Raw genomic sequence first — 21,518 nt, forward strand, 5'->3', positions numbered from 1 at the left:
ACTCGGGGTGCGTCATGGTCATAAAACTAGCAGGCATGATGCGAGCTTATCCAGCTATCTTCTTGTTTTAAAAACAAATGACGCGAAAGGTAACATGTTACGTTACGCTGTGTGATCGCGGTTCCACCCTCGCATGCGAGCGCGATGCCATTCTGCGAGGCGCTTTCCAGATTATAAAATTGGACTTTTTGTATTAACGAAACTTGCGGATAATACTTATCCGGACGACGACCAACAGGCCCCTCAGGCCAGGGACATAGGATGAAACCGTTTCGCTTAGCTGCGATCTCTCTCGCGCTGCTCACCACCTTTACGCTTGCCGGCTGTGATAACAGCGATGACAAACCTCAGGCCGCTGCCCCCGCAGCGTCTACTACATCAGCACAGAAAACCCCGGCAAAACCGGATCCTGAAAAGCTGGCTAAGCTGGCCGCGCAGAGTCAGGGTAAGGCGTTGACGCTGCTGGATGCCTCTGAAGTGCAACTCGACGGTGCTGCGACACTGGTTCTGACCTTCTCTGTACCGCTGGATCCCAGCCAGGATTTTGCGAAAACGGTGCATGTGGTGGATAAAAAAAGTGGCAAAGTGGACGGCGCCTGGGAACTGGCCCCCAATCTGAAAGAGCTGCGCCTGCGCCATCTGGAGCCGAATCGTAATCTGGTCGTCACCGTCGAGCGTAATTTGCTGGCGCTGAACAAAGCGACATTCGGCATTGACTATGAAAAAGCGATCACCACCCGGGATGTTGAACCGACGGTCGGATTCGCCAGCCGCGGATCGCTGCTGCCGGGTAAAGTGGTGGAAGGGTTGCCGGTGATGGCGCTCAACGTCAACAATGTGGACGTGAACTTCTACCGCGTTAAGCCGGAGTCGTTGGCCTCGTTTGTCAGCCAGTGGGAGTACCGTAACTCGCTGACCAACTGGGAATCTGACAACCTGCTGAAGATGGCGGAACTGGTCTACACCGGCCGTTTCGACCTCAACCCGGCGCGCAACACGCGTGAAAAACTGCTCCTGCCGCTCAAAGATATTAAGCCGCTCCAGCAGTCTGGCGTCTATATCGCCGTGATGAATCAGGCTGGTCACTATAACTACAGTAACGCCGCGACGCTCTTTACCTTAAGTGATATTGGGCTGTCCGCTCACCGTTATCATAACCGCCTGGACATCTTCACCCAGAGTCTTGAAAACGGTGCGGCGCAGTCAGGCGTGACCATTACCCTTCTGAACGATAAAGGACAGACCCTGGCCGAGGCGAACAGCGACGCCGATGGTCATGCGAAACTGGAAACCGATAAAGAAGCCGCGCTGATCCTGGCCAGTAAAGATGGACAGACCACGCTTCTTGACCTCAAACTTCCGGCGCTGGATCTGGCGGAGTTTGATATCGCCGGTAACCCGGGTTACAGCAAACAGTTCTTTATGTTTGGCCCGCGCGATCTCTATCGTCCGGATGAAACGGTGATCCTTAACGGCCTGCTTCGCGACAGCGATGGCAAACCGCTTCCCGAGCAGCCGGTAAAACTTGACGTGCTGCGTCCGGACGGCCAGGTAGCGCGTACGGTCGTTGTGCAACCTGAGAACGGCCTTTATCGCTTCAACTATTCGCTTGATAGCGGCGCCCAGACCGGCATGTGGCATATTCGCGCGAATACGGGGGATAACCAGCAGCGCATGTGGGATTTCCACGTCGAAGATTTTATGCCTGAGCGTATGGCGCTGAATCTGACCGGGCAAAAAACGCCGGTTTCCCCGCAGGAGGATGTGGACTTTAACGTTGTGGGCTATTACCTGTATGGCGCGCCGGCTAACGGTAATTCTCTGCAAGGCCAGCTTTTCCTGCGTCCGCTACGTGACGCGGTGCCTGCACTGCCTGGCTTCCAGTTCGGTGATATTGCCGAGGAGAACCTGAGCCGCAGCCTGGATGAAGTGCAGCTTACGCTGGACGAACAGGGGCGCGGACAGGTTACCACCGAAAGCCAGTGGAAAGAGGTGCACTCGCCGCTGCAACTGATTTTGCAGGCCAGCCTGCTGGAATCAGGCGGGCGTCCGGTAACGCGACGCGCCGAGCAGGCTATCTGGCCTGCGGCTGAACTTCCGGGGATCCGCCCACAGTTCGCCAGCAAGGCCGTGTACGACTACCGCACCGATACCACCGTCAACCAGCCGATTGTCGACGAGAACGGCAACGCCAGCTTTGACATCGTCTATGCCGATGCCAGCGGGGCGAAAAAAGCGGTATCTGGTCTGCAGGTGCGTCTGGTCCGTGAGCGTCGCGACTACTTCTGGAACTGGTCCGAGAGCGAGGGCTGGCAGTCTCAGTTTGATCAAAAAGATCTCGTTGAGGGCGAGCAGGAACTTAACCTCAAGGCCGATGAAACCGGTAAAGTCACCTTCCCGGTGGAGTGGGGCTCATACCGTCTGGAAGTGAAAGCCCCTGATAACATGGTCAGCAGCGTGCGCTTCTGGGCGGGGTACAGCTGGCAGGATAACAGCGATGGCACGGGTGCTGCACGCCCGGATCGTGTGACGCTGAAACTGGACAAGCCATCCTATCAGCCAGGCGATACCATCAACCTGCATATTGCAGCGCCGGCCGCAGGCAAGGGCTATGCAATGATCGAATCCAGCGAAGGGCCACTGTGGTGGAAAGAGATCGACGTACCGGTTAACGGTCTGGATCTCGCCATTCCGGTGGATAAGGCCTGGAAACGTCACGATCTCTACCTCAGCACGCTGGTGGTTCGTCCTGGCGATAAATCTAAATCCGCCACGCCAAAACGCGCGGTTGGTCTGCTGCATCTGCCAATGGGGGACGAAAATCGTCGCCTGAGCATCGCACTTGATAACCCACAAAAAATGCGTCCGAACCAGACGCTTTCTGTGAAAGTGAAAGCCAGCGTAAAAGAGGGGGCTGTGCCACAGAAGGTGAACGTGCTGGTCTCGGCTGTTGATAGCGGCGTGCTGAACATTACCGACTACGTCACGCCGGATCCGTGGGAAGCTTTCTTCGGTCAGAAGCGCTATGGCGCGGACATCTATGATGTTTATGGCCAGGTGATTGAAGGTCAGGGTCGTTTGGCCGCACTGCGCTTTGGCGGAGACGGCGATGAACTGAAACGCGGCGGTAAGCCACCGGTGAACCATGTCACCATTATTGCTCAGCAGGCGCAGCCGGTTAGGCTTGATGCCAACGGTGAAGGCACCATCACGCTGCCGATTGGCGATTTTAACGGCGAACTGCGTCTGATGGCGCAGGCCTGGACGGAAGACGATTTCGGCAGCAGCGAAAGCAAAATCATTGTGGCGGCTCCGATTATCACCGAGCTTAACACGCCGCGATTCCTCGCAAGTGGCGATACCTCTCGCCTGACGCTGGACCTGACCAACCTTACTGACCAGCCGCAAACCCTGAACATTGCGTTAACCGCAACCGGTAAGGTGTCGCTCGAAGGTGCTCAGCCAGAGCCGGTTAAGCTGCCGCCTGGCGCACGTAGCACTCTGTTTATTCCGGTGCGCGCGCTGGAAGGCTATGGCGATGGTGAAGTAACTGCTCAGGTGACGGGGCTTCAGCTCCCTGGTGAGACGTTTGCGCCGCAGCAGAAGAGCTGGAAAATTGGTGTACGCCCCGCATTCCCGGCGCAAACGGTGAATACGGGCACGATGCTGAACCCTGGCGAATCCTGGAGCGCGCCAGCACAGCATATCGACGGTTTCTCGCCTGCCACGCTACAGGGACAGCTGTTGCTCAGCGGTAAACCACCTTTGAACCTGGCGCGCTACATTCGTGAACTTCAGGCCTATCCATACGGATGTCTTGAGCAGACCACCAGCGGCCTGTTCCCGTCCCTCTACACCAACGCGGCACAGCTTACGGCGTTGGGCATTAAAGGCGACACCGACGATAAACGCCGTGCGGCCATTGATATCGGCATCTCCCGTCTGCTGCAAATGCAGCGTGACGATGGCGGTTTTGCCTTGTGGGATAAAAACGGCCCGGAAGAGTACTGGCTGACCGCCTATGTTACGGACTTCCTGGTGCGGGCAGGGGAGCAGGGTTACAGCGTGCCTGCCGAGGCGGTGAATAACGCCAACAGCCGACTGCTGCGCTATTTACAGGATCCGGGGATGATGTCCATCCGCTACAGCGACGACACCCAGGCCAGCAAATTTGCTGTCCAGGCGTATGCTTCGCTGGTGCTGGCTCGTCAGCAAAAAGCGCCGCTCGGTGCACTGCGTGAAATCTGGGAGCGTCACGCTCAGGCCGCTTCCGGGCTTCCGTTGATGCAGCTGGGCATGGCACTCAAACTGATGGGGGATACACCGCGCAGCCAGCAGGCGCTGGATCTGGCTCTCAAAACACCCCGTAACGACAGCCGAAACTGGATGGCGGATTACGGCAGCCAGCTGCGTGATAATGCCCTGATGCTCTCCCTGCTGGAAGAGTACAAGCTGCTGCCGGATGCGCAAAACAGGCTGTTGAACGCGTTATCTGAAAACGCGTTCAGCCAGCGCTGGCTGTCAACCCAGGAGAGCAATGCGCTGTTCCTGGCTGGACGTTCACTGCAAACCTTGTCAGGCGCGTGGCAGGCAACGACCACCCTCTCTGAACAGACCCAGAGCAGTGATAAAGCGCAGGTAGAAAACCTGAACGGCGACCAGCCTGGTGCCTTGCAGGTGACGAATACCGGCACGACGCCGCTGTGGGTACGACTGGACACTACTGGCTATCCGGAGTATGCGCCCCAGCCATCTTCTCACGTCTTGCAGATTGAACGTCATATCCTGGCGACAGACGGCAGCAGCAAGTCGCTCTCTTCACTTAAGAGCGGTGAGCTGGTTCTGGTGTGGCTGGAAGTGAAGGCAAGCCAGAACGTACCGGATGCGCTGGTGGTGGATCTGCTCCCGGCAGGTCTGGAGCTGGAAAACCAGAATCTGGCGAGCAGCAGCGCCAGCTTGCAGGACAGCGGCAGTGAAGTGCAAAACCTGCTGAATCAGATGCAACAGTCTGATATTCAGCACATGGAATTCCGCGACGATCGCTTTGTGGCCGCCGTGCCGGTCAATGAAGGTCAGCCGGTCACGCTGGTTTACCTGGCCCGTGCCGTTACGCCAGGAACCTATCAGGTGCCTGTTCCGATGGTCGAGTCCATGTACGTTCCGCAGTGGCGAGCAACGGGGTCGGCCAGTGGCCCGCTGATCGTTGTTCCGTAAGATGCAGATAGCACGCCTGATTCGCTCCCGCTGGCTGTGGCTTGCGGGAGCGCTTCTCTTTTTAGGGGGGCTGATTGTCGCCGCTGACCGCGTGTGGCCGTTGCCCCTGAAAGAGGTCAACCCTGCGCGAGTGGTGGTGGATGAGCAGGGTGTTCCGTTGTGGCGTTTTGCCGACAGCGAAGGCATCTGGCGCTATCCGGTTACCATTGAAGAGGTTTCCCCACGCTATCTTGAGGCGCTGATCCAGTATGAAGATCGCTGGTTCTGGGATCACCCTGGCGTCAATCCGCTTTCTGTACTGCGTGCCGCCTGGCAGGATCTCACCGCCGGGAGAGTGGTTTCTGGCGGGAGCACGCTTACCATGCAGGTGGCACGCCTGCTGGATCCGCATCCGCGTACCTTTGGCGGTAAAATTCGTCAGCTGTGGCGGGCGATGCAGCTGGAGTGGCATCTCTCCAAGCGTGAAATCCTGACGCTGTATCTCAACCGTGCCCCGTTTGGCGGCACGTTGCAGGGCGTGGGCGCGGCAAGCTGGACTTATCTTGGCAAACCGCCGTCTCAGCTGAGCTATTCCGACGCGGCGCTGCTGGCTGTACTGCCACAGGCACCCAGCCGTCTGCGCCCCGACCGCTGGCCGGAACGTGCCGAAGCGGCGCGGAACAAAGTGCTCGACCGCATGCTGACTCAGGGCGTCTGGTCTGAGAAGCAGGTGAAAGAGTCCCGTGAAGAGCCGGTCTGGCTGGCCCCCCGGCAGATGCCGCAGCTGGCGCCGCTCTTTTCCCGCATGATGTTGAGTAAAAGCCGCGACACAAAAATAGTCACCACGCTGGATGCAGCTTTGCAACGACAGCTTGAAGAGCTGGCAATGAACTGGAAATCGCGCCTGCCTGCCCGCAGTTCACTGGCGATGATCGTCGTGGATCATACATCCATGAAAGTGCGTGGCTGGGTAGGCTCGGTAGATATCAATGATGACAGTCGCTTTAGTCACGTGGATATGGTCAATGCGATCCGATCGCCGGGATCGGTCCTCAAGCCATTCATCTATGGCATGGCGCTGGACGATGGCCTGATCCATCCCGCTTCGTTATTACAGGATGTTCCAAGAAAAACGGGGGATTATCGCCCCGGCAACTTTGACAGCGGTTTCCATGGGCCGGTCAGCATGAGCGAAGCCCTGGTGCGTTCCCTCAACCTGCCTGCGGTGCAGGTACTGGAAGCGTACGGCCCAAAACGTTTTGCAGGCATGCTGAGCAACGCGGGATTACCGCTCATACTCCCCGCGGGGGCGCAGCCCAACCTCTCCCTGATCCTGGGGGGCGCAGGCGCACGCCTGGCTGATATCGCTGCCGCCTATAGTGCCTTTGCGCGTCAGGGTAAGGCGGGCCGGTTGCGTTTACAGCCGGGCGATCCGCTGATCGAACGTCCGCTGCTGTCGCAGGGGGCGGCGTGGATCATTCGTCGCATTCTCGCCAGTGAAGCACAGCCCCTGCCGGACAGTGCGCTGCCCCAGGTTGCGCCGCTGGCGTGGAAAACGGGCACCAGCTATGGCTACCGGGATGCCTGGGCCATCGGGCTGAACGCCCGGTATGTCATTGGAATCTGGACCGGACGTCCGGACGGCACGCCCGTTGCCGGGCAGTTTGGTTTCGCCAGCGCGGTTCCGCTCCTGAATCAGGTCAATAACATGCTTCAGTCCCGCTCGATGGTGGATGAAGCCCGTCTGCCGCGCGATCCGCGTCCTGCAAGCGTAGGACGGGGCGTGATTTGCTGGCCGGGGGGCCAGTCCCTGCCTGAAGGGAGCGAAAACTGTCGGCGTCGGCTGTCAACCTGGCTGCTGGAAGGCAGTGAACCGCCTACGCTGCTGCTGCCGGAACAAGAGGGGATTCGCGGGATCCGTTTCCCGGTCTGGCTGGATAAAGAAGGCAAACGCGTCGCAGCGGATTGTCCTGATGCGACAGAAAAAGTGCTGGATGTCTGGCCGCTGCCGCTGGAGCCCTGGCTGCCTGCTGCCGAAAAACGGGCAGCTCGTCTCCCCGCCCGTTCAGCGGTTTGCCCTCCGCTGGATAACCATAATGCGGCGCCGCTGATGTTGTCAGGCGTCAGAGAAGGGGCGGTAATTAAACGTCTTCCGGGTGAGAAAAACATGACCCTGTTCGTTTCAACCAGCGGCGGGGAGGGGCAACGATGGTGGTTTTTGAATGGCGAACCGCTGGACGGACATCAGAAGAATTATTCACTGCAATTATATTTGTCGGGTAAATATCAGTTAGTTGTATTAGATGAAACAGGACAAACGGCGACGGTCAATTTTGAGTTAGATCGCTAAGTGTTACTCCTCAAGAGTTAGCTTGATAATTATCAATATCCGTTCCTGAAAAAAAACGAGAATGCGTTTTTATTTTAAGGAACGAACAATGGAAAAAAATAAACATCAGGGAGAGGGGACTATTCCCGCCATATCCCGGCGTCAGTTTATTCAGGCAGGATCGGCGCTCGCCGCTCTGCCTTTTGTCGTCAAAACCGGCAAAGTACAGGCACAGGGCGCGGCGGTTTCAGACACTACGCCTGAAGAAAAAGTAGTGCAAACCTGTAGTACGTTTGACTGCGGCGGCAAGTGTGATATTCGTGCTCACGTCAGTGAGGGCGTTGTGACCCGAATTTCTACGCGTCCGGATAACGCGTTGGATCCGCAAATGCCCGTAATGCGCGCCTGCGTGCGTGGCCGGGCTTATCGGAAATTTGTTTACCATCCCGATCGGCTGAAATACCCAATGAAACGTGTAGGGAAACGTGGCGAAGGAAAATTCGAGCGTATTACCTGGGATGAAGCCACCACCCTTATTGCGAATCAATTAAAAACTATTACGAAAAAATACGGTGCGGCTTCACGCTATGTTCATGTGGGCACCGCTGTGTCCGGCGGGACTTTTTCCGGCGATAAAATGGTTCGTCGTCTGCTCAACTTAACCGGCGGCTATCTCGAAAGCTATCACTCGGTCAGTATGGGTAACACGGCGGCAGCAACGCCGTATACCTATGGCACCGCTGCCAGCGGCAGCTCTCTTGACACGCTGCTGGACACCAAACTGGTCATCCTCTGGGGACATAACCCGACGGAAACGATCTTTGGTCACAGCAACCACTTCTACCAGAAGATGAAGCAAAACGGCACTCGCTTTATTGTTGTCGACCCTCGCTATTCCGATACGGTTTCCTCCCTGGCCGATCAGTGGATCCCGCTGCTTCCCACCACGGACAACGCCCTGATGGACGCGATGATGTATGTGATCGTCACGGAGAACCTGCACGATCGCGACTTTATTCAGCGCTACACCCTGGGCTTTGACGAAGACACTATGCCAGAAGGCGTTCCGGCCAATGAATCCCTGATGGCTTACCTGAGCGGCGCAAAAGATGGCGTGGCGAAAACGCCCGAGTGGGCAGAGAAAATCACTCACGTGCCTGCACAAACAATTCGGCAACTGGCGCGCGACTACGCAACCACCAAACCCGCTGCGCTGATCCAGGGCTGGGGACCGCAGCGTCATAACTGCGGCGAGCGCACCGCGCGCGGCTCGACGTTGCTGGCTACGCTCACGGGTAACGTCGGGGTGAAAGGCGGTTGGGCAGCAGGCTATGGCGGCTGCGCAAACCGGAAATTTGCCGCCGGACCAGAAATGCCGGACAACCCGGTCAAAGCCAAAATATCGGTGATGAACTGGGTGCAGGCCGCCGACGATGCCTCTCAGGTCACCGCGGACGTCGGCCTGAAAGATGCCGAAAAGCTGGACAGCAATATCCGCATCCTGTTCTCGCTGGCGGGAAATTATCTGGCTAACCAGAACCCGGATCTTCATCAGGCAACCCGTGTCCTGGAAGACGAGTCGAAAATCGAGTTTATCGTCGCAAGCGATCTGTTTATGACGCCGAGCGCCCGATACGCCGACCTTCTTTTGCCGGAAACCAGCTTTATGGAACGCTGGAATATCGGCGAAACCTGGGGCACGGCAAGCTATCTGATCCTGTCAGAAAAGCTCATTGAACCTGAATTTGAACGCCGTTCAGACTACGACTGGCTGCGGGAGGTCGCCGCTAAGCTTGGCGTCGAACCCGCGTTCAGTGAAGGGCGTGACGAAAAAGCGTGGATTGAGCACATCTGGGAGCAGACGCGTCTTTCCATGCCTGACGAAAACCTGCCGGACTTCGCGACGCTACAGAAGACGCGTCAGCACCTTTTCAAAAGCGCGCCGTTCGTCGCCTTTGAAGACAACATTCGCGATCCGCAGAATCATCCGTTTCCGACGCCGTCCGGAAAAATTGAGATCTTCTCGAAGCGTCTGTACGACATGCATCACCCGGAAATTCCGGCGCTGTCGCACTACGTGCCTGCCCATGAAGGGCCGGAAGACGCGCTGGCGAAACGCTTCCCGCTCCAGCTGATTACATGGAAAGGAAAAAACCGCGCTAACTCCACCCAGTACGCCAACCCGTGGTTAATTGAGGCGCAGCAGCAAAAGCTGTGGATCAACCCGCAGGATGCGCAAAATCGCGGCATTGCGCAGGGAGATACCGTGCGTATTCATAACGCGCGCGGCATTTGCGAGATCCTGGCGGAGGTCACGCCGCGCATCATTCCAGGCGTTGTGGCCATGCAGGCAGGTGCCTGGTGGCAGCCGGACGAGCAGGGTATTGATAAGGGCGGCTGCGCGAACGTGCTCAGTTCCGCACGTATTACCGCGCTTGCGAAAGGGAATTCCCATCAAACCATGCTGGTGGAGGTAGCTAAAGCATGAGTCAGTTTAAACATTACGCACCGGTAAGCGACAAACAGCTGGGTTTTTATATCGACTCTTCTCGCTGCTCGGGCTGCAAAGCATGTCAGGTAGCGTGCAAAGATAAAAACAACCTTGAGGTCGGACGTCGTTTCCGTCGCGTGTACGAAGTTAATGGCGGGAGCTTTATCCCGACCGGGCAGGGTGGCGTCAGCAATAACGTTTTTGCCTACACGCTCTCTATCTCCTGTAACCACTGTGCCGACCCAATCTGCACCAAAAACTGTCCGACCACTGCGATGCATAAGCGTCCGGGGGACGGTATTGTGCGCGTAGATACTGATAAGTGCGTCGGCTGCGGCTACTGCGCGTGGTCATGCCCTTACGGCGCGCCACAGCTCAACGAGCAGACCGGGCAGATGTCCAAATGTGATTTCTGCGTGGATCTACAGGCGAAGGGGGAACAGCCTGTCTGTGTGGCAACCTGTCCACTCGAAGCGATTAAATTCGGGCCGATTGATGAACTGCGGGCGAAGTATGGTGCGGTCTGTGATGTGAAAGGCTTGCCTGATTCCTCCATCACCAAACCGAACCTGGTGATCAAAGCGCATCAGGGCGCAGAGAAAGAGGGGAAACGTCATGCATGAGTTACCGCTGCTGATTTTTACGCTGTTCCTGCAAGGATCGGTTGGCGTTACGCTGTGGCTGGCCTTCGGAAGCACGCAACGCAGCGCGCTGCTGCCGGCTGCCGGAGCGTTTGTGCTGGCCAGCCTCGGTCTGCTCGCCTCCGCGTTGCACATGGGCTATCCACTTAATGCGTTCAACGCGCTGCGTCACGTATCCAGCTCCTGGCTGAGCCGTGAGATTATCTTTGCCAGTCTTTATCTTGCGGCACTTGGCCTCGCAACGCTGCTGATGTTTGTCAAAAAACCAGGCTGGAAGCCGCTGTTGGTTGTGGCAGGTCTTGTCGGGCTGGTGGATGTGTTCTGCATGGCGCAGATCTACATGCATGCATCCGTGGTGACGTGGCATCACATTAATACCCTGGTGCTGTTTATCGGTTCGGTGGGAATTATCGGTTCAGCCTGCATGGCCGTTGGGGCACGTTCCCAGACTCGCGTGCGAACGGCGATTGTCATTATCACGCTGCTGGTGATTGCACGTCTGGTGATGCAGCCCGTCTGGCTGGCAGATATTACGGCTATGGACAACACCGTTGTGACGTTCCCACACGCACCGTTACAAATGCTGGAGCAACTGCGAACCGTGCATCTGCTGAGCTGGTGCGTTTCCGTTGCGGGTATGCTGTGCTTTGCTGCGGGCGGCTTAAAAGCGGCGCGAGGCACAATGCTGTTGGGCAGCGCCTTGCTGATTGTGGGTGAGCTGATGCTGCGCTTTGTTTTCTTCAGTATTGGCTGATGGGCGGATTAACCTTTGCCCCGGCGATGGACGTGACGCATGCGTGCGTCCGTCGCCGTTTTCGCCACTCTTCCTGCTGCGCCTGCGCGGACGTCTGTCCCGTACAGGCTTTTTCTTTTACCGACACCGGCGTCTCGGTTGATGACAGCCGCTGTATTGAATGCGGTGACTGCCTGTTTGTCTGCCCCGCTGAAGCCATCACCGGCATCACGCCGCGAAAACGTTTTCTGTGTGGCGATACGCTTGTTGGGCCTTTTACTGACCGTGCGCCAGGGGTGAATGAGCTTCTGCTGTGGCACGCGCAGCACCACGTTCGTTTTATCAGTATCGACGCGGAGCAGTATCCTGACTGGTTGCTGGCGATTGCCCGGCTGAATCTTGCGCTTCGTCGACGTGGTGAAGCAGCGTGGGCGTTTAAACATATACCCGTCAACGAGGTAAATACCGCCCGGCGTGCGCTGATGCACGTTCCCCGTGAGGATGTCCGGGCCTGTTGCGTCGTGCCCGGTCAGCGTGAGCTGCGCAGGGCGTTTTCTGCGTTTAGCGAGGCAGAGATAACTCTCGATACCGAATCCTGCGTACTCTGCGGCGCGTGCTGGCGGAGTTGTACGGAAAACGCGATTCGGTTTGAGAACGCTGAACTGGTCGTGGAAACCGGACGCTGTACGGGGTGTGGCGGCTGCGAAGCGGTATGCCAGCATGCGGCGATAAACGTGACGCAAACAGACGGGACAGCGAAAAGCGTGACCATACCGGCATATGAAGCCGTTTGTTTGACGTGCCACCGCCATTTCTGGTCATTTAGTTCTGATGAAAAGCAGTGTCCGCTCTGTTTTCACCATCAGTACGGCATGCGAAATACGAGCTGTTGCTAATCTTCGTCTCATTTTAAAAAAATGTTATGCATAACCATAGGCAATGGCGCTATTGCTCTTTATAATCCGCGCCACACCATACTCAGGTATGCAAAAACAACAGAACATTTTACAGAGGTTATCAATGGCTATTGAACGTACTTTTTCCATCATCAAACCAAACGCGGTGGCAAAAAACGTTATTGGCAGCATCTTCGCTCGCTTTGAATCAGCAGGGTTTAAGATCGTTGGCACCAAAATGCTGCACCTGACCGTTGAACAGGCTCGCGGATTCTACGCTGAGCACGAAGGTCGCCCATTCTTTGACGGTCTGGTCGAGTTCATGACTTCTGGCCCAATCGTGGTATCCGTACTGGAAGGCGAAAACGCGGTACAGCGTCACCGCGATCTGCTGGGTGCAACCAACCCGGACAACGCGCTGGCAGGTACTCTGCGCGCTGACTACGCAGACAGCTTCACCGAGAACGGCACTCACGGTTCCGACTCTGTTGAATCTGCTGCGCGCGAAATCGCGTTCTTCTTTGCAGAAGGCGAAGTGTGCCCGCGCACTCGCTAATAATTTCGTAAATGCCGCGTGCAAACGTGGCATCCCTGCGCCAGACTTTGTACAATGCAACGCCCCGGACGAGCAGACTGCTTCCCGGGGCGTTTCTTTTCAACCCACCAAGGGCCACAACGTGTAACAACGAGGCCGGAAAAAATTATGTCTGAATTAGTGAATACCTCCGAAGTCGCCATTCCTGCGGTTCCCAATAAAAATGGAAAAATTAACCTGCTGGACCTGAACCGTCAGCAGATGCGCGAGTTCTTTAAAGAGATGGGCGAGAAGCCGTTTCGTGCCGATCAGGTCATGAAATGGATGTACCACTATTGCAGCGACAACTTTGATGACATGACGGACATCAACAAAGTGCTGCGCAATAAGCTTAAAGAAGTGGCGGAAATCCGCGCACCGGAAGTGGTGGAAGAGCAGCGCTCTTCAGATGGCACTATCAAGTGGGCCATTGCCGTTGGCGATCAGCGTGTTGAAACCGTGTATATCCCGGAAGACGATCGCGCCACGCTGTGCGTCTCTTCTCAGGTGGGCTGTGCGCTGGAGTGCAAATTCTGCTCTACGGCGCAGCAGGGCTTTAACCGTAACCTGCGCGTGTCGGAAATTATCGGCCAGGTCTGGCGTGCCGCGAAAATCGTGGGTGCAGCGAAAGTCACCGGTACACGTCCAATCACCAACGTGGTGATGATGGGGATGGGTGAACCGCTGCTCAACCTGACCAACGTCGTTCCGGCGATGGAAATCATGCTCGACGATTTCGGTTTTGGTCTGTCCAAGCGCCGCGTTACGCTCTCTACTTCCGGCGTTGTGCCTGCGCTGGACAAACTGGGTGACATGATTGACGTTGCGCTGGCCATCTCCCTTCACGCGCCAAACGACGCCATCCGTGACGAAATTGTGCCGATCAACAAAAAGTACAATATCGAAACTTTCCTGGCTGGCGTGCGCCGTTACCTGGAGAAATCCAATGCTAACCAGGGCCGCGTGACCATTGAATATGTGATGCTGGATCATGTTAACGACGGTACCGAGCATGCACATGAGCTGGCTGAACTGCTGAAAGATACGCCATGTAAGATCAACCTGATCCCATGGAACCCGTTCCCGGGCGCGCCGTATGGTCGTAGCTCGAACAGCCGTATCGATCGCTTCTCAAAAGTGCTGATGGAGTATGGTTTCACCACCATCGTACGTAAAACGCGTGGCGACGATATCGACGCAGCCTGTGGTCAGCTGGCGGGTGACGTTATTGACCGTACCAAACGTACGCTACGTAAGCGTATGCAGGGTGAGTCAATCGCGGTTAAAACCGTTTGATTATTATGCAGACACGGCGCATTTTTTGCGCCGTGAAGCATTAATTTACTGAATAACCAGCCACAATCATCACGACTGATTAATAATTACGGTGCGTTTCATACGACTTTCGGGCAGTATGTAACGACGTAACAACAGTTTAGCGTGAAGGCCTGCCAGCGCTGTCATCTGCGGCCCGACAGTCTTATACTGTTTGTTCCAGGTTAACTGACCTAAAGTTTCGCGGTGCGGGTGGCATTGTGACTCACCGGCACCTGAACCCTTATTTTCACGTACCAGTAGTTGTAGCGAATGAATACTGAAGCCACTCACGATCAAAATGCAGCACTCTCCACTGGCGTTCGTCTTCGCAACGCCCGTGAACAACTCGGACTCAGCCAGCAAGCCGTTGCAGAACGCCTGTGCCTGAAGGTTTCCACCGTTCGCGACATTGAAGAAGATAAGGCGCCCGCCGATCTGGCTTCAACGTTTCTGCGCGGTTATATCCGTTCTTACGCCAAACTGGTTCATATTCCTGAAGACGAATTACTGCCGATGATGGAGAAGCAGGCGCCTGTGCGTGCGGCAAAAGTTGCGCCGATGCAAAGCTTCTCTTTGGGTAAACGTCGTAAAAAACGCGATGGCTGGCTGATGAGCTTTACCTGGCTGGTCCTGTTCGTGGTTGTCGGCCTGACGGGCGCATGGTGGTGGCAAAACCACAAAGCGCAACAGGAAGAGATCACCACCATGGCCGATCAGTCCTCCGCTGAGCTTAATCAATCTGGTACTAACGGCGCGCAAAGCGTGCCGTTAAGCACCGAAGGGGCTGCGACCTCCAGCGAACCTCAGGCGGCAGCAACCAGCACGCCTGCAACCGAGCCAGCGGCGACGCCAGAAGCGACGGCGAATACCGCACCAGCCACCCAGGCCCAGGATCAGAACGCGGTCGTATCACCTTCTCAGGCCAATGTTGATACCGCCCCTGCGGCAACGGCACCGGCAGATAACACCGCAGCGTCACTGCCAACTGACCCGGCGGGTACGGCGGCACCTGCCGTTGACCCGAATGCGCTGGTGATGAATTTCACGGCTGATTGCTGGCTGGAAGTGACTGACGCGACAGGTAAAAAGCTGTTCAGCGGCCTGCAACGTAAAGATGGCACGTTAAATCTAACGGGCCAGGCACCATACAAGCTTAAAATCGGCGCACCGGCAGCGGTACAGATCCAGTATCAAGGAAAACCTGTCGATCTGAGCCGCTTTATCAGAACTAACCAGGTTGCGCGTCTTACCGTTAATGCCGAACAATCAGCAGCACAGTAACAGACGGGCAATGCGGGAGATTTTACATGCATAACCAGGCTCCTATTCAACGTAGAAAATCGAAACGGATTTACGTTGGGAACGTGCCAATCGGCGATGGGGCGCCTATCGCCGTCCAGTCGATGACCAATACGCGTACTACGGATGTAGAAGCGACGGTTAATCAAATCAAAGCATTAGAACGCGTCGGCGCGGACATTGTTCGCGTCTCAGTGCCGACCATGGACGCCGCTGAGGCGTTCAAACTGATCAAGCAGCAGGTGAGCGTTCCGCTGGTTGCCGATATTCACTTCGATTACCGTATCGCGCTGAAAGTCGCTGAATACGGTGTCGATTGTCTGCGTATTAACCCAGGCAACATCGGCAACGAAGAGCGCATTCGCATGGTGGTTGACTGCGCCCGCGACAAAAACATTCCAATCCGTATCGGCGTAAACGCTGGCTCTCTGGAAAAAGATCTCCAGGAAAAGTACGGTGAGCCGACGCCGCAGGCGCTGCTCGAATCCGCCATGCGTCACGTCGATCATCTGGATCGCCTTAACTTCGATCAGTTCAAAGTGAGCGTGAAAGCGTCTGACGTTTTCCTGGCCGTTGAATCGTATCGTCTGCTGGCAAAACAGATCGATCAGCCGCTGCACCTTGGCATCACCGAGGCGGGCGGTCTGCGCAGCGGCTCAGTAAAATCGGCAATTGGTCTCGGCCTGCTGCTCTCTGAAGGCATCGGTGACACGTTACGCGTCTCCCTGGCCGCCGATCCGGTGGAAGAGATCAAAGTCGGTTTCGACATCCTGAAATCACTGCGTATCCGCGCGCGTGGGATCAACTTCATTGCCTGCCCAACCTGTTCACGTCAGGAGTTTGACGTGATCGGCACCGTGAATGCCCTGGAGCAGCGTCTGGAAGACATTATCACCCCGATGGACGTTTCCATCATCGGCTGCGTGGTGAACGGTCCGGGTGAAGCGCTGGTGTCCACGCTGGGCGTTACCGGCGGTAACAAGAAAAGTGGTCTCTATGAAGATGGCGTTCGTAAAGATCGTCTGGATAATAGTGATATGATCGACCAGCTTGAAGCCCGCATTCGCGCAAAAGCGACGATGATGGACGAAGCGCAGCGCATCAGCGTTCAGCAGGTTGAAAAATAACGTGATGGGAAGCAGGCTGCTTCCCATGTATGATTGAACCCATTCTTTGGGTTCTTTTTTGTATATAGAAAGAGAATAAACGTGGCAAAAAACATTCAAGCCATCCGCGGCATGAACGATTATCTGCCTGGCGAAACCGCCATCTGGCAGCGCATTGAAGGCACACTGAAGCAGGTGCTCGGCAGCTACGGTTACAGCGAAATTCGTTTGCCGATTGTAGAGCAGACCCCGTTATTCAAACGCGCGATCGGCGAAGTAACCGACGTGGTTGAAAAAGAGATGTATACCTTTGAGGACCGCAACGGCGACAGCCTGACCCTGCGTCCTGAGGGGACGGCGGGTTGCGTACGCGCCGGCATCGAACATGGTCTCCTGTACAATCAGGAGCAGCGCCTGTGGTATATCGGCCCGATGTTCCGCCACGAACGTCCGCAAAAAGGCCGCTACCGTCAGTTCAACCAACTTGGCGTGGAAGTGTTTGGTCTGCAAGGACCAGATATCGATGCCGAACTGATTATGCTGACTGCCCGCTGGTGGCGTGCGCTCGGTATTTCTGAGCACGTATCCCTGGAGCTGAACTCTATCGGTTCTCTGGAAGCGCGTGCGAACTATCGCGATGCGCTGGTGGCGTTCCTGGAACAACACAAAGAGAAGCTCGACGAAGACTGTAAACGTCGTATGTACAGCAACCCGCTGCGCGTACTCGATTCCAAAAATCCTGACGTACAGGCGCTGCTGAACGATGCGCCAGCGCTGGGTGACTACCTGGATGAGGATTCCCGCGAACACTTTGCTGGCCTGTGCAAGCTGCTTGAAGCGGCGGGCATTGCTTATACCGTTAACCAGCGTCTGGTGCGCGGTCTGGACTACTACAACCGCACCGTATTTGAGTGGGTCACCACCAGCCTCGGTTCGCAGGGCACCGTCTGTGCTGGCGGTCGTTATGACGGACTGGTCGAGCAACTGGGTGGTCGCGCAGCACCGGCTGTAGGCTTCGCGATGGGCCTTGAGCGACTTGTTTTGCTGGTTCAGGCAGTTAATCCGGAATTTAAAGCCGATCCTGTTGTCGATATATACCTGGTGGCCTCAGGTGCGGATACGCAGTCTGCGGCGATGCAGCTTGCCGAACGCGTGCGCGATGCGCTGCCGGACGTAAAGCTGATGACCAACCACGGCGGCGGCAACTTTAAAAAACAGTTTGCTCGTGCCGATAAGTGGGGCGCAAGTATCGCATTGGTGCTGGGTGAGTCCGAAGTGGCCAACGGCGAAGTGGTGGTTAAAGACCTGCGCTCTGGTGAGCAAACTACGGTAACGCAGGATGGCGTTGCGGCGCACTTGCGCACTCTATTGGGCTAAGGAGAAGGACTGCGTGGAAATGTACGAGAACGAACACGACCAGGTTGATGCGGTTAAACGCTTCTTTGCTGAAAACGGCAAGGCACTGGTTGTAGGGGTTATTTTAGGTGTTGGTGCGCTGGTTGGCTGGCGTTACTGGAACAATCATCAGGCTGACTCTGCTCGCGGTTCATCCCTGAACTACGAAAACACCGTTAGCGCAATCCGTGCCGATCAGCCGCAAACGCTGACGGCTGCGGAGAAATTTGCCGCTGACAACAAAAACACCTACGGTGCGCTGGCTGCGCTGGAAGTGGCTCAGCAGTATGTTGATAAAAACGAACTGGACAAAGCCGCTACGCAACTGTCTCAGGGGCTTGCTGCTGCCAGTGACGAAAATCTGAAAGCGGTGATCAATCTGCGCCTGGCACGTATTCAGGTTCAGCAGAAAAAAGCCGACGACGCGCTGAAAACGCTTGATACCATCAAAGGTGATGGCTTTGCCGCTATTGTCGCCGATCTTCGCGGTGAAGCACTGCTGAGTAAGGGTGATAAAGCGGGCGCGCGTAAAGCGTGGCAAGCTGGCGTGGATAGTAAAGCTTCACCTGCGCTGAGCGAAATGATGCAGATGAAAATAAATAATTTGTCCGTCTGAGAGGGACCCAATGCAATTGCGTAAATTACTTCTGCCAGGACTGCTTTCTGTTACGTTATTGAGTGGTTGTTCACTGTTCAGTGGCGAAGAAGACGTTGTCAAAATGTCCCCGCTGCCGACGGTTGAAAACCAGTTCACTCCGTCCACCGCCTGGGACACCTCCGTGGGTGATGGTATTGGCGATTTTTATTCCAACCTGCACCCGGCATTTGCTGACGGCGTGGTCTATGCGGCCGATCGCAAAGGCACCGTTAAAGCGCTGAACGCTGATGACGGAAAAGAAGTGTGGTCCATTAACCTGGCGGAAAAAGACGGCTGGTTCTCCCGTAAACCTGCGCTGCTTTCTGGCGGCCTGACCGTTGCTGGCGGTCACGTGTATGTGGGCAGCGAAAAAGCGCAGGTTTACGCGCTGAATGCCAGCGACGGTTCGGTTGCATGGCAGACCAGCGTTGCCGGTGAATCCTTGTCACGTCCGGTTGTCAGCGACGGCCTGGTGTTGATCCATACCAGCAACGGCCAGTTGCAGGCGCTGAACGAAGCCGATGGTCTGGTAAAATGGACGGTTAACCTGGATATGCCAGCGCTGTCTCTGCGTGGTGAATCTGCTCCGGCGACTGCATTTGGCGCCGCCATTGTGGGTGGTGACAACGGTCGTGTCAGCGCAGTACTGATGCAGCAGGGCCAGATGATCTGGCAGCAGCGTATTTCCCAGGCGACCGGTTCAACTGAAATCGACCGTCTGAGTGACGTGGACACCACGCCGGTCATCGTTGACGGTGTGGTTTACGCGCTGGCGTATAACGGCAACCTGACGGCGCTGGACCTGCGTAGCGGCCAGATCATGTGGAAACGTGAGCTGGGTTCCGTGAACGATTTCATTGTCGACGGCAACCGTATTTATATGGTGGATCAGAACGACCGTCTGCTGGCGCTGAGCACCGAAGGTGGCGTGACGCTGTGGACGCAGAGCGATCTGCTGCACCGTCTGCTGACCGCACCGGCACTGTATAACGGCAGCCTGGTGGTGGGCGACAGCGAAGGCTATATGCACTGGATCGATCCAGAGAATGGCCGCTTCGTGGCGCAGCAGAAAGTGGACGGCTCAGGCTTCCTGACCGACCCGGTTGTGGCTGACGGTAAACTGCTGATTCAGGCAAAAGACGGCACGCTGTACGCGATCACGCGTTAATTACACGGCGGTTGTAGTATACTAAACGGCTCCTGTTCACTCAGGAGCCGTTTTGACATTTTTAAAAACGCTGCGAAAGCGACGTTATTTTGAATTTTATGAGGCTTCAAACATGGTACCTGTGGTCGCGCTTGTCGGGCGCCCTAACGTTGGAAAATCCACTCTTTTTAACCGTTTAACACGCACCCGTGATGCGCTGGTTGCGGATTTCCCGGGGCTGACGCGTGACCGTAAGTACGGTCGTGCAGAGGTGGAAGGACGCGAGTTCATCTGTATCGATACCGGGGGTATTGACGGTACGGAAGACGGCGTAGAAACCCGCATGGCAGAGCAATCTCTGCTGGCTATCGAAGAAGCGGATGTGGTTCTGTTTATGGTGGATGCGCGCGCTGGCCTGATGCCCGCGGATTCTGCTATCGCTAAACATCTGCGTTCACGCGAAAAGCCAACCTTCCTGGTGGCGAACAAAACTGACGGCATTGATGCCGATCAGGCCGTTGCGGATTTCTGGTCTTTAGGTCTGGGTGATATTTATCCTATCGCGGCCTCGCATGGCCGTGGCGTCACCAGCCTGCTGGAAACCGTTCTGCTGCCGTGGGTTGATGAAGTAAACCCGCCGGAAGAGGTGGACGAAGACGCCGAATACTGGGCACAGTTTGAAGCCGGAGAGGAAGGCGAGGAAGAGCCGGAAGATGACTTCAACCCGCAGGATCTGCCGATTAAGCTGGCTATCGTTGGTCGCCCAAACGTAGGTAAGTCTACGCTTACTAACCGTATTCTGGGCGAAGAGCGCGTGGTGGTTTACGACATGCCAGGCACAACGCGTGACAGCATTTACATTCCAATGCAGCGCGATGAACGTGAGTACGTACTTATCGACACTGCAGGGGTGCGTAAGCGCGGGAAAATCACCGATGTAGTGGAAAAATTCTCGGTGATCAAAACCCTTCAGGCGATTGAAGACGCCAATGTGGTGCTGCTGGTTATTGACGCACGTGAAGGTATCTCCGATCAGGATCTCTCTCTGCTCGGCTTTATCCTTAATAGTGGGCGCTCACTGGTTATCGTCGTCAACAAGTGGGATGGCCTGAGCAATGAAGTACGCGAACAGGTGAAAGAGACGCTGGACTTCCGTCTGGGCTTTATCGACTTTGCCCGCGTTCACTTCATCTCTGCCCTGCACGGCAGCGGCGTAGGCAACCTGTTCGAATCCGTTCGTGAAGCCTATGACAGCTCTACCCGCCGCCAGAGCACGGCGATGCTGACCCGTATCATGAACATGGCAGCAGAAGATCACCAGCCGCCGCTGGTGCGTGGCCGTCGCGTGAAGCTGAAATATGCCCACGCCGGGGGGTATAACCCGCCTATCGTGGTGATCCACGGTAACCAGGTGAAAGACCTGCCGGACTCCTACAAACGCTACCTGATGAACTACTTCCGTAAGTCGCTGGACGTGATGGGTACGCCTATCCGTATTCAGTTCAAGGAAGGGGAAAACCCGTTTGCGAATAAACGTAATACCCTGACGCCGAACCAGATGCGTAAGCGTAAGCGTTTGATTAAGCACATTAAGAAAAGCAAATAATTCTTACCGAACTCACTAAAACCCGCGCCTGTCGCGGGTTTTTTTCGCTCATTCAAAAGGCCTGCCTTCCCTTTGTGATGTCAATCACTATTCGCTTTTAACCATGTTTATATCTAAGAAAGTAGACAATCGTCGAATTTTCATCTTAAAGTCC

Annotated in this window: 14 protein-coding genes; all 14 read left to right on the forward strand. The window is 55.9% G+C overall.

Translation table 11 applies throughout. The features are described 5' to 3' along the window. Window positions 1-261: 261 nt before the first annotated feature. The 14 genes from AC4OVS_RS06175 to der all read left to right on the forward strand — a co-directional run bounded on the left by AC4OVS_RS06175 (window position 262) and on the right by der (window position 21,364). Window positions 262-5,214, forward strand: coding sequence for an alpha-2-macroglobulin family protein (locus AC4OVS_RS06175; RefSeq protein ID WP_491922261.1), 4,953 nt, complete (start codon window positions 262-264; stop codon window positions 5,212-5,214). A 1-nt stretch (window position 5,215) separates the two neighbouring features. Continuing rightward, window positions 5,216-7,543, forward strand: coding sequence for a peptidoglycan glycosyltransferase PbpC (pbpC, locus tag AC4OVS_RS06180; protein WP_491922262.1), 2,328 nt, complete (start codon window positions 5,216-5,218; stop codon window positions 7,541-7,543). An 88-nt stretch (window positions 7,544-7,631) separates the two neighbouring features. Next, window positions 7,632-10,010 (forward strand): DMSO/selenate family reductase complex A subunit, encoded by a 2,379-nt coding sequence (locus AC4OVS_RS06185; protein WP_491922263.1) that lies wholly within the window; start codon window positions 7,632-7,634, stop codon window positions 10,008-10,010. Then, on the forward strand, window positions 10,007-10,636 hold the full coding sequence (locus tag AC4OVS_RS06190; RefSeq protein WP_022649006.1) for a DMSO/selenate family reductase complex B subunit: 630 nt from the start codon (window positions 10,007-10,009) through the stop codon (window positions 10,634-10,636). Before AC4OVS_RS06185 ends, AC4OVS_RS06190 begins: the two co-directional genes overlap by 4 nt. Next, the gene (locus tag AC4OVS_RS06195; RefSeq protein WP_022649005.1) at window positions 10,629-11,408 is read left to right on the forward strand and encodes a dimethyl sulfoxide reductase anchor subunit family protein; all 780 of its coding nucleotides are present in this window, start codon (window positions 10,629-10,631) and stop codon (window positions 11,406-11,408) included. Before AC4OVS_RS06190 ends, AC4OVS_RS06195 begins: the two co-directional genes overlap by 8 nt. Continuing rightward, window positions 11,408-12,283, forward strand: a complete 876-nt coding sequence (locus tag AC4OVS_RS06200; RefSeq protein ID WP_491922264.1) for a 4Fe-4S binding protein — start codon at window positions 11,408-11,410, stop codon at window positions 12,281-12,283. Before AC4OVS_RS06195 ends, AC4OVS_RS06200 begins: the two co-directional genes overlap by 1 nt. Before the next feature lie 124 nt (window positions 12,284-12,407). After that, window positions 12,408-12,839 carry a nucleoside-diphosphate kinase gene (gene ndk / locus AC4OVS_RS06205; RefSeq protein ID WP_003860625.1) on the forward strand — a complete coding sequence of 144 codons (432 nt, stop codon included), beginning with the start codon at window positions 12,408-12,410 and terminating at the stop codon, window positions 12,837-12,839. A 147-nt stretch (window positions 12,840-12,986) separates the two neighbouring features. Continuing rightward, complete coding sequence (rlmN, locus tag AC4OVS_RS06210; RefSeq protein ID WP_003860623.1) at window positions 12,987-14,153, forward strand: dual-specificity RNA methyltransferase RlmN; 1,167 nt, start codon at window positions 12,987-12,989, stop codon at window positions 14,151-14,153. A gap of 291 nt (window positions 14,154-14,444) precedes the next feature. After that, complete coding sequence (rodZ, locus tag AC4OVS_RS06215) at window positions 14,445-15,455, forward strand: cytoskeleton protein RodZ (protein WP_045621487.1); 1,011 nt, start codon at window positions 14,445-14,447, stop codon at window positions 15,453-15,455. Between the two features lie 26 nt (window positions 15,456-15,481). After that, window positions 15,482-16,600 carry a flavodoxin-dependent (E)-4-hydroxy-3-methylbut-2-enyl-diphosphate synthase gene (gene ispG / locus AC4OVS_RS06220; RefSeq protein ID WP_003860619.1) on the forward strand — a complete coding sequence of 373 codons (1,119 nt, stop codon included), beginning with the start codon at window positions 15,482-15,484 and terminating at the stop codon, window positions 16,598-16,600. A gap of 81 nt (window positions 16,601-16,681) precedes the next feature. Then, complete coding sequence (gene hisS, locus AC4OVS_RS06225; RefSeq protein WP_022649001.1) at window positions 16,682-17,956, forward strand: histidine--tRNA ligase; 1,275 nt, start codon at window positions 16,682-16,684, stop codon at window positions 17,954-17,956. 13 nt (window positions 17,957-17,969) lie between these two features. Continuing rightward, entirely contained in the window at window positions 17,970-18,590 is a 621-nt protein-coding gene (locus AC4OVS_RS06230) for a YfgM family protein (RefSeq protein WP_063850005.1), read from the forward strand. Between the two features lie 10 nt (window positions 18,591-18,600). Then, window positions 18,601-19,779: an outer membrane protein assembly factor BamB gene (bamB, locus tag AC4OVS_RS06235; RefSeq protein WP_022648999.1), complete on the forward strand. Its 1,179-nt coding sequence runs from the start codon at window positions 18,601-18,603 to the stop codon at window positions 19,777-19,779. Window positions 19,780-19,891: 112 nt separating this feature from the next. Next, window positions 19,892-21,364, forward strand: a complete 1,473-nt coding sequence (gene der / locus AC4OVS_RS06240; protein ID WP_022648998.1) for a ribosome biogenesis GTPase Der — start codon at window positions 19,892-19,894, stop codon at window positions 21,362-21,364. Window positions 21,365-21,518: the final 154 nt, after the last annotated feature.

The organism is Enterobacter sp. 4974935, from assembly GCF_058661735.1.

Bases quoted from the DNA above. Each gene is read 5' to 3' on its own strand.
- AC4OVS_RS06175 (WP_491922261.1), top strand. From the start codon at position 262: ATGAAACCGTTTCGCTTAGCTGCGATCTCTCTCGCGCTGCTCACCACC.
- pbpC (WP_491922262.1), top strand. From the start codon at position 5,216: ATGCAGATAGCACGCCTGATTCGCTCCCGCTGGCTGTGGCTTGCGGGA.
- AC4OVS_RS06185 (WP_491922263.1), top strand. From the start codon at position 7,632: ATGGAAAAAAATAAACATCAGGGAGAGGGGACTATTCCCGCCATATCC.
- AC4OVS_RS06190 (WP_022649006.1), top strand. From the start codon at position 10,007: ATGAGTCAGTTTAAACATTACGCACCGGTAAGCGACAAACAGCTGGGT.
- AC4OVS_RS06195 (WP_022649005.1), top strand. From the start codon at position 10,629: ATGCATGAGTTACCGCTGCTGATTTTTACGCTGTTCCTGCAAGGATCG.
- AC4OVS_RS06200 (WP_491922264.1), top strand. From the start codon at position 11,408: ATGGGCGGATTAACCTTTGCCCCGGCGATGGACGTGACGCATGCGTGC.
- ndk (WP_003860625.1), top strand. From the start codon at position 12,408: ATGGCTATTGAACGTACTTTTTCCATCATCAAACCAAACGCGGTGGCA.
- rlmN (WP_003860623.1), top strand. From the start codon at position 12,987: ATGTCTGAATTAGTGAATACCTCCGAAGTCGCCATTCCTGCGGTTCCC.
- rodZ (WP_045621487.1), top strand. From the start codon at position 14,445: ATGAATACTGAAGCCACTCACGATCAAAATGCAGCACTCTCCACTGGC.
- ispG (WP_003860619.1), top strand. From the start codon at position 15,482: ATGCATAACCAGGCTCCTATTCAACGTAGAAAATCGAAACGGATTTAC.
- bamB (WP_022648999.1), top strand. From the start codon at position 18,601: ATGCAATTGCGTAAATTACTTCTGCCAGGACTGCTTTCTGTTACGTTA.
- der (WP_022648998.1), top strand. From the start codon at position 19,892: ATGGTACCTGTGGTCGCGCTTGTCGGGCGCCCTAACGTTGGAAAATCC.